Below are 12,439 nucleotides of genomic sequence, written 5' to 3'. Positions count from 1 at the left end.
AGGAGGATTCCAAGCGCGGGACAGGCAGTAGCTTCTCCCTGTTCACAATACAAAACAATACAATTTGCATCTTCATATTGAGTAAAGAGTCGTTGAAGAAACTGATTTCTGTTACGGATGTCCATCCATCCTAACGAGTTGAGTATTAATCTTAGTAGGGGAGCGCATCCGGGTGGGAAATCCATACCTCACATTGGAAAGTTATGGCTATGGTGGGTCAGTCATCGTTTCGCCGCATTCTACTGCTGCGAATTTTGTTGCTCAGTATTCCGATTTTGTTTTTAGGAATGGCGGTGACATTTCGCAAGGCTCGCAGTAGTTTGCTGCAAACTGCACGACAAAATTTAGAGCAAAGTGCCGTTCGCAAGGCTGAAACGATCCAGGACTCGATCAATGCACTGCAAACGAGCATGGCGATTGCTAGCGAAACCGCTCCTTTACAGTTTGGTTCCCCGGTGACAGCAAGCCTGTTTCTCAAACAGTTGCAGCCTCAGTTGCCAACCGACGTGCGCTGCCTCCAGCTTAAAGATCTGGAAACTGCTGAGATGATTGCCAGCACCTGCGGTAATTTGGTGTTGGACCAGGTTGCTACTCAGGACTGGCCTAAGCAGCGGCAACCCGGCGATCTGAACCACCTGCAGACCCACACCCTCACGATCAATCAGCTCAATCGACCACCTCAAACCGACAATACGAGTCAGCTGACTCTGCTGCTCAGCACACCGGTCTATAACACTACCGGCCAGTTGCGCTACAGCCTGACGGCTCAGACAGTGATCAAACAAACTGAATCGCCGGCTCCCTGGCTGCTGCAAGGCAATACGATTGTGATCAACGAAAAGGGCACATTTTTAGCCCATCCCCTAGTCGGAAAAGTCGGCCTCAATATTGCGCAAGCGGGCGACAGTGATCGGTTTCAGGATATCCTCAACAACATTCAGCGGGGAGACACCGACTCGCGCCACCTGTTTAACTTGGAGGGGAATGTCACCGAATGGATTGCTGGCTTCAGCCCCCTGACCGTTCCCGTGACGGCGAAAGAGCGAGAAACCTGGGCCGTGCTAGCCGTTACCCCAGCCGACAGCGCCCTGCAAGGGCTGGACGATATTACTCAAATTCTGCTGATTCTCACGGTGGGCCTGCTGGCCGCCCATCTGCTGGCCATGCTCTATATGGCGCGGGATCTGGCTTTGCCAATCGAACAGTTGGGTAAATATGCGCTGCGGATCCACAAACGCGACCCGATCGAGCGAGCGCCTAAGAACTTTCGGATTCGGGAACTGAACCACTTGGCCGAAGTGCTGGACAACATGGTGGGACGCCTGGAAGAGCGGGCGAAGGAACTGGAATCAGCCTGGCAGGAAGCAGAAGCCGCCAATCAGCTCAAGAGCGAATTTTTGGCCAACACCTCCCACGAGCTGCGAACGCCTCTGAATGCGATCATCGGCTGTATCCGGTTGGTGAAAGATGGCTGTTGCGACAGCCGAGAAGAGGAAGTGGAGTTTTTGCAGCAAGCTGATAAGGCCGCTATCCACCTGCTGAAGATCATCAACGATTTGCTCGACATCCAGCGGATCGAAGAGAAAAAGCTGCCCCTCTCGTTTGAGGTGATCGATCTGCGCCAAATTCTCAAGGATGTGGTGGATCTAGAAGCGGTGCAGATTCAGCAGAAGGGGCTAGAGCTGCATGTGATGGAGTTGGTTGAGCCGATCATGGTGCGCGTCGATCCGGCTCGCCTCAAGCAGGTTTTGCTCAACATCATCTACAACGCGATCAAATTTACTGACCAGGGCAGTATTAGCCTTCAGATTCGCTTAGAGCAGGCTGAAGACGTTGTGACTCGTCCAGCCAACCAGCCCGTAGGTCAAAACGGACATCGGGCAGACCACGACGGTGAAGATGATACCGAGTGGGTCGTCATCGCCATTCAGGATACGGGGATTGGCATCGACCCGGCTCAACAGCACAAGCTATTCCGGCCGTTTGTGATGGTGGATGGCTCCACGACGCGCAAATTTGAAGGCACGGGATTGGGATTGGCGATTTCGCGCAATTTGGTAGAAATGATGGGCGGTCAGATCAGTTTGCACAGTGCCGGTTTGGGGCATGGCACCACCGTCAAGGTTGTGTTGCCGATATTCAGCACTACGCCGGAATCCTCCAACGGTCAGGATCCACCGAAAGAAGCCGCATCGGTCACTGAGCCTGCTGTTAAACCAACGGTGATTAGCTGAATCTAGATCCGGTGTTTACAGCCCTCCAGAGCCAAGAGATGAAAAAAGGCTTTGGAATCGCTGCCTTTCAATTGGTTCAAGCTTTAATGGATTAGACTGCGCTGAACGAGAATCGATCCGAAGCGGCAAGTCTTGTCACCTCCCACTTTTCAAGCATAGGCATGAGTCAAGCTGGTTATTACCGCCATCCCACCATTAGTGGCGATCGCGTCGTTTTTGTTTGTGAAGATGATCTCTGGAGTGTCCCAGTTCAAGGAGGCGTTGCCATGCGCCTCACGGCTAATTTAGCGAGAGTGCAGCACCCGTTTCTGTCACCCGATGGCGAGCATCTAGCGTTTGTGGGTCGAGAAGAAGGCCACTCAGAAGTGTACTGTATGTCGGCAGCGGGCGGAGTTGCCAAACGCCTTACCTTCATGGGATCAGCCCAAGTTGTTGGCTGGAGCCGAGACAGTCAATCGATTGTATTCAGTAGCGCTGCTGGTCAACCCTTTGGTCGGATGGTACACCTCTACACAATTAGTCCTGCCGGCGGTTTACCCGAACCATTGCCCTACGGATTGGCCCACAGCGTTGCCTTTGCTCCCCATGGCGGTGTGGTCTTGGGGCGCAATACGGGCGAGCCAGCCTACTGGAAGCGCTATCGCGGCGGCAGAGTGGGTGTGCTTTGGGTGGATCCCAGCGGTGACGGCAGCTTTCAAAAGCTCATCTCCCTCAATGGCAATCTAACAGCTCCGATGTGGGTCGGGGAGCGGATTTACTTTTTGTCGGATCACGACGGCATCGGCAATCTCTATTCCTGTACACCCACCGGTGAGGATCTGCAACAGCACAGCCAGCAGCGCCAATACTATGCCCGCAACGCCACATCGGACGGGCAGCGCATTGTTTACCACGCTGGAGCCGATCTGTTCTGTTTTGATCCTGCTACCGGAGCTGAGCACCAAATTGAGGTGCAGTTTCACAGTCCCCGCATCCAGCGGCAGCGCAAATTTGTTGAAGCCGATGAGTTTTTAGAAACTTACGATCTGCATCCAGAGGGCCATTCGGTGGTGATCACCAGCCGCGGCAAGAGCTTTTGCTTTGGCAATTGGGAAGGCGCAGTGTTTCAGCTGGGTCGTCCAGACGCAGGACGCTATCGCCTGACCCATTGGCTCAACGATAAGCAGCGACTCGTGGGGATATCGGACCGCAGTGGAGCCGAAAGGCTAGAAATTCTGACGCTCGATTTTGCCGCCGAGCCGCAGCCACTCGAGATCGATATTGGCCGAGTCACCAGGCTAGACGTTTCCCCGGTAGCCGATCAGGTAGTGTTGTCTAACCATCGGCAAGAGCTGATCTGGGTTGATCTGGTCACTCAAACCAGCCGCATCCTCGATTGCAGCCAGTTTCAGCCGATTCAAGGATTTGCCTGGTCGCCGGATGGCCAGTGGGTCGCCTATAGCTGTGCCGAAACCCAGCACACTTTCTCGATCAAACTCTGCCGCATCAGTGATGGTGAGACGCATGTGTTAACCCCGCCCCGGTTTCGAGATGTGAATCCGGCTTTTGACCCCGGCGGTAAGTTCATCTACTTTTTGTCGATGCGGGAGTTCAACCCGGTTCACGACCGGATTTACTCCGATTGGAGCTTTCCCAAAACAATGCGTCCGTTTCTGATTTCGCTGCAGCGCGAAACACCATCCCCCTTTGTGCCGGTTCCCCGCCCACTCAATGGTGCCAAGGCTAAAGCCGCGACTCCAGCCGCCAGCGAAGCAACGGATGCACCAGCAACGGAGAACTCAGATGAAGCCGAAAAAAACCAAGCCAAGACGCCAGATCCCCTGCGGATCGACTGGGACGGCATCGAGCAGCGCATTCTGGGTTTTCCGGTCCCCGAAGGCATCTACGGCCAAATCATCGGCATCGAAGGGAAAGTTTTGTTCACCACCTTTCCGGTCCAGGGCAGTTTGGACTGGCGATACAACAACGGTAAATCAGAAGCAAAACCATCGCTAGAGCTATACGACTTTGAAGCCCACAAGCAGGAACGCATTGCTGCAGATGTCAGCAGCTTTCGGATCGGACGCGATCAGAAGACCCTAATCTATCGCTCCGGCAACCGCCTGCGGGTCTGTGGGATTGCTCCTCAAGACCGGGATCGGAAAGAAACGGAGCCAGGTCGCAAAAGTGGTTGGCTGGATCTGAACCGGGTGCGGCTGGCCGTTAGCCCAGAGCAGGAATGGCCGCAGATGTTCCGAGAAGCGTGGCGCTTACAGCAAGAACAGTTCTGGACTGCCGATATGTCGGGGGTGGATTGGCAGCGGGTCTACCAGCGCTATGCCCCTCTGCTGGATCGGATCGGCTGCCGCTCAGAATTTGCCGATCTGGTGCTGGAGATGCAGGGCGAGTTGGGCACGTCCCATGCCTATGAAAGTGGCGGCGACTACCGAGAAGAGCCAGACTACCGCATGGGCTTTCTGGGAGCTGACTTTTGCTACGATGCTGAGGCCGATGCCTATCGGGTGGACCATATTGTGCAGGGGGATTCCTGGACCGAGCAGAACTCACCCTTAAACCAGTTGGGCGTCAACGTGCAGCCAGGGGATTTACTCTTAGCCGTAGGTGGGCAGCGCGTCAGCCGCCATTGTAGCCCGCAAGAACTGCTGGTGAATCAGGCGGGCTGTGAGGTGGCGCTCACTTTTGTCGCAGCCAATGCCGCAGCCAATGCTTCTGATAGTTCCGCCACACCCCGTACTGTTACTGTCAAAACCCTCCGCAGTGAAACCGCACTCCGCTATCGGGAATGGGTGGAACGCAACTACCGTCAGGTGCAGGCAGCAACCCAGGGCCAAATCGGCTATATCCATATTCCCGACATGGGAGTGATCGGCTACGCCGAATTTCACCGCTACTATTTCGCCGAAACCCACAAAGCTGGACTGATTGTAGATGTGCGCCATAACCGGGGTGGCAATGTGTCGCAGTTCATTCTGGAAAAATTGGCCAGACCACGGTTGGGGTATGACATTAACCGCTGGGGGAAACCCGATCCCTATCCTTCCCATTCGGTGGCCGGTCCGATTGTTGCCATCACCGATGAGTATTCTGCTTCCGATGGAGACATTTTTAGCCACAGCTTTAAGCTGATGAAACTCGGGACCCTGATTGGCAAGCGCACTTGGGGAGGCGTAATTGGCATCCATCCACGCCATGCCTTAGTGGATCACGGCAGAGTTACTCAGCCAGAATATTCGTTTTGGTTCGTGGATGTGGGCTGGCAAGTCGAGAATTATGGCACCGATCCCGATATTGAAGTCGAGATTACACCGCAAGATTGGGCACAAGGCCGAGACACTCAGCTCGAAACCGCAATTCAAATTATCACCAACCAATTGGCTGAAAATCCCGTGATTCTACCCGATTTTGGCGAACGGCCCCACCTGCCCCTACCCAGCTAATCCTGCTCAATGCCCACACCCCAGCACCGATGCAGACCGCTGCTGGCACGCTAGAGTAGGAGCATAGCGGATTTGTTCTCCTTGATGGCGTATGAACAGGTTGACTCGTTTTTGGAAAACGGCCTATCGTCAAGAGCCAATCTCTAGCTTCGTGCTGACGATTGGTTTGGTGGATGCGGTGATCGGCGGTATGGGCGGACGTGGTTCACTGCTGTTGTTAGGCTTAACAACAGTTGGGGTTGCCATAGCCCTGCGGCGGTTACTGATGCGTCGGCCTGAGTTGCCCCTGCCTCAGCCAATCCCCCAGCGTTATCTGCCTGCCCGCTCGTCTCGTCCGTCTTTGCCGCTACTGGGTTTATCAGAAAAGCATGACTAGTGTTGCCGCGACCAATAAGCTCCTTAAAATCGGTGAGGTAGCCGAAAGGACTGGCCTACCGATCAAAACCATTCGCTATTACGACGAAATTGGCCTGCTTACACCGACGGTAGAGCGCTCGGAATCGCGCTATCGGCTATTCCGGCCCTCAGTTTTAAACCGACTCGCCTTTATCAAACGCTCGCAGGCGCTGGGCCTTAACCTGAAAGAAATTCAGCAAATTCTAGCAGTCCACGATCATGGGGAGTTACCCTGCGGCGAGGTCAAGCAGCATCTAGAAGCCAAACTGGCTGATATCACCCGTCAAATTGACGCCCTACAAACCCTGCAAACGGAACTGCAAGGCATCCTTTCCGGCTGGCAGGAACAGCCCGCTGCCGATCGCATCCAAAAAACCATCTGCCCGAATATCCAGAGACTATGAACCGTGCCTTCCACCGCATTGCTCGGATTACCCGTACCCTACTAACCGTCTACTACGCCTACATGGTTGAATATCGGGCCGAGCTGCTGTTTTGGGTGCTCTCAGGTACGTTGCCGCTGATTTTGATGGGAGTTTGGGTGAAAGCAGCGCAGGGGGGGCAGTTTGGTCTATCGCCTGAGGATTTTGTGCGCTATTTTCTGGCGGTGTTTCTGGTCCGGCAGTTTACGGTTGTTTGGGTAATCTGGGAGTTTGAGCGCGAAATCGTGGAAGGTAAATTGTCTTTTCGCTTGTTACAGCCATTGGATCCGGGCTGGCATCACCTCGCGTCTCATTTTGCGGAACGCTTTGCTCGATTGCCGTTCGCAATTCTTTTAATTGGGCTATTCTTTTGGCTCTATCCCCAGGCTCTCTGGTTCCCTAGCCTGACGGAGCTGCTGTTATTTTCAGTAGCTGTATTTCTAGCGTTCATTTTGCGATTCGTCAGTCAATATACCTTCTCGATGGCTGCCTTTTGGATCGAGCGAGCCTACGCGATTGAGCAGTTCTGGTTTTTGTTCTACCTTTTCCTCTCTGGCTTAGTCGCTCCCCTCGACGTGTTTCCGCCTTTAGTGCGTCAAATTGTTCTGTTCACGCCGTTCCCCTACATGATTGGCTTCCCAGCCAGTATTTTGGTTGGCCTACCTGTGAACATTGGTTTAGGTCTGCTAATTATGATCGGTTGGATTCTTCTATTCTTGGTGTTGAATCGCTGGCTCTGGAAACGCGGTCTGCGGCAATATTCGGGTATGGGAGCGTGAGCATTTTATTCCTAAAATTAGGAATGTTGAAGCAATCACTCGCGTTCCTTCCTTCTACAGCCAACCTTAACCATGCCCACTCTTATCGCTGTTTGGTCTCACTCCATGCATCGCCGCTTGCGAATCTGGTTGATTCTGAGTATAGTGCTAGTCCTTTTAACTATCGTAGCTCCACCAATCCATGCTCAAGAGAACAACTTGATTGGCGATCCTGGCAGCCCAGCAGAGAATCCGGCAGGTAATCCAGTTGATGGCTATCCAGTGGTCTTAGATGGGCAAACGTTGTTTCGTGTCAAGCAGGATATTCCAGGCATTGCATCAGCGCAGGAACGGGCAGCGATTATTAATAGTCGCTTGACTAGGTTCGCTAGCGATACCTCAATTGCACCCGAAACCGTCCGAGTTGAAGAACAAAATGGCCTGTCGGTTGTCTTAGCAGGAGATACCATTCTGCTAACTGTGGCAGATGGTGATCGAGAAGGTAATCAATCACGTCAAGTACTTGCTGAGAAAACAGTACAAATTATCCAGTCTGCTGTGACTCAATACCGTCAAGCACGGAGCGCTGAGAAAATTATCCGGGGTATTATATTGAGCGTTTTGAGCACAGTTGCCTTAATCGGCCTGCTGCTGTTGCTGCAACGCTGGATATCTCGCCTGTTAATTCGGATTCGAGCGGCTCGACAAGCTGATGCGCTAGACTTCCGAATTCAAGGTATGCAATTGCTTGGTTCCGATGCAACCAGTTATCTTCTTTCAGGTCTGGTGAAAGCATTGCGGCTAGCGTTGATTTTAGGCAGCCTCTACCTATATATTCCGTTTGTTCTCAGCCAGTTTCCGAGCACAAGGGCGATCGGGAATTCCATCTTTAGTGACATTGCCGCTCGGTTAGAACTGCTGATTGCTGGGTTGGCAGGATATTTACCAAATCTAGCGATTATCACAATCATTAGTTTTGTCACCTACTACCTGATTCAATTCGCCAAGCTGATTATCATCGAACTGGGGCGAGACAATGCCTATCCCTGGTTTTATCCAGAATGGGTGCAGCCCACGAATCGGCTAGCTGCGATGTTGCTGATTGCTATGGCCTGTGTGGTAGCAGCTCCCTATCTTCCTGGTTTCGGTTCACCAGGCTTTCAAGGAATTTCGCTGTTTTTAGGTGCATTACTTACTTTAGGATCATCATCTGCTATCGCTAATGTGATTGCAGGCGTTATTTTAATCTACACTCGCGCCTTTCGGAGCGGAGACGTGATTCGGATTGGAGACATTATAGGAGAAGTGACTGAGAAAACCCTGTTTGTCACCCGGATTCTGACGCCTAGAAAAGAAGTAATTACCATTCCCAATTCTGCGGTGCTCAGTAGTAATGTGGTCAATTTCCATGCTGGTGCGCGTGAATTCAAACAGTACTTACTGCTACACACAACCGTTACGCTGGGGTATGATCTCCCCTGGCGCAAAGTCCATGATGTATTGATTCAAGCCGCTCTTTCAACGTCAAATATTGTCCCTGAGCCGGGTCCTTTCGTATTGCAGACGGCGTTAAATGATTTTAACGTTAGCTACGAACTAAATGCCTATACAAATCATCCGGAAATTATGCCAAGAATTTATTCTGAATTGCACCAGAACATTCAAGACTATTGCAATCAAGCTGGGATTGAAATTTTGTCTCCCACCTACTCGTCACTGCGCGATGGCAATCACTCCACTCTTCCCGGTGATTATCTCCCAGATGATTACAGTCCTCCCTCGTTCCAGATTCAGAGCAAAAATGGGCAGTAGCTCATTTGGGTTGAATAGCAATAGACAGCTTGATTTTAATCCAGGTGAGACAAATTAACTGCTTAGGCAGAGCAATTTGTATAGCCCCGCCTTGGCATGCGATGAGAGCAATCTATCTCCCAGCATTGAAAACGAGCTACAACATCGTCAATTAGTCCAAACGTGAGTGCCAACCAGTACGGCCAACATCAAATGTAACAGAGCTAGCAGTATTGCAACTTTTAATCATGTGGATTAATTAGCTAGTCAATGGAGTCGGACTAAGCTCTGAGGCTCTCAATTACTTCTTTTTTCTGTACTATTCTAATTCTGTTCACAGTGCCTATCCCTTCACTGCAAATTATCTAATCTATCATAACTTAGAAGGCAGTCGTCGAAACTCATAGTCAACTTCTCCTGTTCTTGTTACAACTTGCTCAACCTTGACCAATACACCTAGCCCTTCAATCGGTACACGATTTCGGTTTTTATCAAACTTGATTGTTCCTGGACCTAAAGCACCGTCTGCTATAAATTCATTAGGCTTTGCTAATTGCTGATATACTTCAGATCGGGTAGCAGGCTTATGGTTATGAGCTAGTTCATCCAGGCTTTTGATGATCGTTTTGGTCGAATCGTAGGCGGTCAAGGTTCGCCAACTGTAGCCTTGTTTGACACCAAAAAGCTCACTGGCTTTGATCTCAAAATCAGATTCAAATTCGTCTCTACCCCACGGAACAGCCACTACAAGTTCACTCTTATAGGCTTGTTCAGTCAGCATCCTTTGATCAAAGGTCGAGTCGGAACCAAGCAGGTTCCAACGCGGGTTGTTCTCTATAAGCTTTAGGGCGTTTTGCATTGTTTCTTCAACTGTTGGAATCAACAATAGCCACTGCACTGCTTGCCCACGCTGAAGGCAGTCACTCACAACGGATTGCTTTGATAAATCACAGCCAATAACTGCCTGTTTCTGGTATTGAAGAGAGAGTGCTTCTAAGAACACATTTTTAAATGACTCCCCATAGGGATTGTAATTAGTTAAATCGGTTGCAATTGCAATATCTGTTGCCGTTACTCCTCTATTTCTAAACCGGTTTTTAATAAATTCAGCGAGAGATCTGGCTGCGACCTCATCATTTGTAGCCGCAAGGAATAGTCGATCATTTTTGGAATTGCTGCTTGTCAAAAAGATAGAAGTGTTGCTCGGCGAGATGCTGACCAATTCTGTTGATTGAAACTCCTCTAAGCTCTGCTGCGTAACTTCGCTGGCGTTATTGCCAATAAATGCTAGGATATTGCTCTGCTTAGCAATTGCTTTAGCAATCTCGCGCCCCTTGGATGGTTTATCTTGATCGTTTCCAACAAGAAAGATCAGAAATCTGCCGTCTCTTCCTTTACAATTATTCAAAGATTCATTACTCTCAACAATTGCTTTGATATTCGAAACACTACCGCAGTTCATTTCACTCTGAGCTAGTACCACCCCCCGTAGTAGCTCTTCTGCAATGTCAGAAACTTCGTCTTCAGGGCTATAGGACGGAACCCCAACGGGAACAGCAACAGCAACTTTCTGGATTATATAGGGAGTGGCAATATTCTCTTTTTGAGATTCATTGACTTTTTGTTGAGCAATGGAGTTTAGCAAGTATAGCCATGTTTCTGGGTCGTTGGATTCTTCCTTAAGAGACTCAGTAAACCAATAGATGGCATTGCTATAATCTCCAGTTAAAGCAGCTTCAAGAAACGCCTGATTGCCTGCCGTTTTAGCATCAGAAATCTTGCTCTTAACTAAGGTTTCTTCTCCTAGACTAAGGTCATCACCAATCTGAAGTGAAAGCGAAGTTAAAGTGGGGGAAGAATCTACCGGGTCAGTTGAAGCAACATCCAAAACAAAGTTTATGAAGATTCCTAGGACAGAAAATATCAGAACTCCTACAACAAACAGGAACTTAACTTCGCGCAATTGTCGTCCAATTGCTTGCCAAAATGAGTGATTTAGCAATCGATCTAGCAAAGTGGGTTCTCCTGCTTGGCTTTCCCGATTTTGTGTAGAGTCATTTAGTTCAGTTGACGTATTGGAGGCAATTTTCCTATCTTCTGAATTCTGCGCAGGTGATGTATTGGGATCAATTGCACTATTGCTTACTTCAGGATTCTGTGTAATTGAATTATTTTCTGCAACTGTTGGAGCGGGTGATGGCGCAGGAGTAGGAGAGGTTTGAGTAGGTTGAGGCCAAACTAATGGGGGTGCCGCAGGAGATTGAATAATTACAGGAAACCAATGCGCACCTGGAAAATCATATCCTATATGTCCTTGAAGCCAGCCACATGTTTCTCGAATCGCAAAATCAAGTGGGGATCCTTCAGCAATTAATCTTAGAAATTCTCTCAAGAACGCTTGAGCAACTTGATCTGGCACGGATTCCCGCATCACGATCATCTGAGGAATCCTCAGCTCTGCTAATTGAGTTGCTAAACCCAATCCATTACAAGAGTTGAAGATTGCTAAATTTAAACCTTGCCTGACTGCTCGTTGTAGTGCTGCACGTAATCGACCAACTGACAACGAGTCCTGGGGGTTGATTTGAAATTCTGCGCGTCTTCCATCACTATCGCTATAACTATGTCCAGCGAAATATAGCATGTCCCACTGCTGGTGCCACAATTGATTGTTGAGTTCTTGTCGAGAAGGCTCCACCAGAAAATGTATATCTGCCCCCTGTAGCTGCTCTAAATATTCCCGATCCTGCTCAACATTAATTCCTTCACTATTACCCAGTACAGCAAGAATTCGAACTGGTCTATTAAATGAGATGAATTCAGTGTCTAAAGCAGTTTCCCATGTCATCCCTCCCGACAAAGCAAACCCCAATTCAGGCAGATCATCAAATAAGTTAAAGACATGCCAAGGTAATTTTTGCAAGTATGTATTATTGGTTTGAAAGACAACTTGCTGCGGCTCATTACTATTCTGCGCCACATGGGAAATAACGGTTCGTAGAGTCGTAAAATTGCTTTGCGGGAACCAGTTTATTCGTAAGAAGTTTTCTAATTCAATAACAGCTTCCTCACAGTTCCTCCTATTCTCTTCGTCTTGCTCGGATGAATAAATTTGAGTTCTTTGATTAGGAGGAATAGAAATAGTGCGTATTTGAGGCAAGAGATAGTAGTATCGTCTCCATCTTTCATAAAGATTTGGAATATCAGGTGCAGACGGAAGATTAAAATTTCCCTCTATTCTCCGTAATGGACTTCCGTGACTGCCGAGTCTCAGAGTTACAGGAAAACCCTCCTCAAAGCTACCTTCGCCAATTTCAATAAGAGCTAGCATAGGGAACAGCAGGAGCGATTGAAACGAAATCCATACGCGGAACTGAGCAGTCAATTGCGACAGCAACTTT

At 49.7% G+C, this 12,439-nt stretch carries 7 protein-coding genes; 6 read left to right on the top strand and 1 reads right to left on the bottom strand.

Annotation, left to right across the window (positions count from 1 at the left end; genetic code table 11):
• Positions 1 to 209 precede the first annotated feature (209 nt).
• From HJG54_RS00995 to HJG54_RS00970, 6 genes are all read left to right on the top strand, one after another.
• Positions 210 to 2,234 carry a sensor histidine kinase gene (locus HJG54_RS00995; RefSeq protein WP_316432839.1) on the top strand — a complete coding sequence of 675 codons (2,025 nt, stop codon included), beginning with the start codon at positions 210 to 212 and terminating at the stop codon, positions 2,232 to 2,234.
• A gap of 161 nt (positions 2,235 to 2,395) precedes the next feature.
• Positions 2,396 to 5,671, top strand: a complete 3,276-nt coding sequence (locus HJG54_RS00990; protein WP_316432837.1) for a S41 family peptidase — start codon at positions 2,396 to 2,398, stop codon at positions 5,669 to 5,671.
• A gap of 91 nt (positions 5,672 to 5,762) precedes the next feature.
• On the top strand, positions 5,763 to 6,047 hold the full coding sequence (locus tag HJG54_RS00985) for a hypothetical protein (RefSeq protein ID WP_316432836.1): 285 nt from the start codon (positions 5,763 to 5,765) through the stop codon (positions 6,045 to 6,047).
• Positions 6,040 to 6,471 (top strand): heavy metal-responsive transcriptional regulator, encoded by a 432-nt coding sequence (locus HJG54_RS00980; RefSeq protein WP_316432835.1) that lies wholly within the window; start codon positions 6,040 to 6,042, stop codon positions 6,469 to 6,471. Before HJG54_RS00985 ends, HJG54_RS00980 begins: the two co-directional genes overlap by 8 nt.
• On the top strand, positions 6,468 to 7,268 hold the full coding sequence (locus HJG54_RS00975) for an ABC transporter permease (RefSeq protein ID WP_316432834.1): 801 nt from the start codon (positions 6,468 to 6,470) through the stop codon (positions 7,266 to 7,268). Before HJG54_RS00980 ends, HJG54_RS00975 begins: the two co-directional genes overlap by 4 nt.
• Before the next feature lie 72 nt (positions 7,269 to 7,340).
• Entirely contained in the window at positions 7,341 to 9,059 is a 1,719-nt protein-coding gene (locus HJG54_RS00970; RefSeq protein WP_316432833.1) for a mechanosensitive ion channel family protein, read from the top strand.
• Positions 9,060 to 9,411: 352 nt separating this feature from the next.
• On the opposite strand, the gene HJG54_RS00965 is transcribed toward HJG54_RS00970, so the two are convergent.
• The gene (locus HJG54_RS00965; protein WP_316432832.1) at positions 9,412 to 12,369 is read right to left on the bottom strand and encodes an ABC transporter substrate-binding protein; all 2,958 of its coding nucleotides are present in this window, start codon (positions 12,367 to 12,369) and stop codon (positions 9,412 to 9,414) included.
• Between the last annotated feature and the right edge of the window lie 70 nt (positions 12,370 to 12,439).

Origin of the sequence: Leptolyngbya sp. NK1-12 (assembly GCF_032598965.1) — a bacterium.
In the GTDB taxonomy this organism is placed as follows: Bacteria; Cyanobacteriota; Cyanobacteriia; order Elainellales; family Elainellaceae; genus Elainella.
Note: the sequence above shows the minus strand (reverse complement) of the source record. Positions and strands in the feature narration are given on the sequence as shown.

Excerpts from the sequence above, each read along its gene's own strand:
- HJG54_RS00995 (WP_316432839.1), top strand. The coding sequence starts at position 210 with ATGGTGGGTCAGTCATCGTTTCGCCGCATTCTACTGCTGCGAATTTTG.
- HJG54_RS00990 (WP_316432837.1), top strand. The coding sequence starts at position 2,396 with ATGAGTCAAGCTGGTTATTACCGCCATCCCACCATTAGTGGCGATCGC.
- HJG54_RS00985 (WP_316432836.1), top strand. The coding sequence starts at position 5,763 with ATGAACAGGTTGACTCGTTTTTGGAAAACGGCCTATCGTCAAGAGCCA.
- HJG54_RS00980 (WP_316432835.1), top strand. The coding sequence starts at position 6,040 with ATGACTAGTGTTGCCGCGACCAATAAGCTCCTTAAAATCGGTGAGGTA.
- HJG54_RS00975 (WP_316432834.1), top strand. The coding sequence starts at position 6,468 with ATGAACCGTGCCTTCCACCGCATTGCTCGGATTACCCGTACCCTACTA.
- HJG54_RS00970 (WP_316432833.1), top strand. The coding sequence starts at position 7,341 with ATGCCCACTCTTATCGCTGTTTGGTCTCACTCCATGCATCGCCGCTTG.
- HJG54_RS00965 (WP_316432832.1), bottom strand. The coding sequence starts at position 12,369 with ATGCTAGCTCTTATTGAAATTGGCGAAGGTAGCTTTGAGGAGGGTTTT.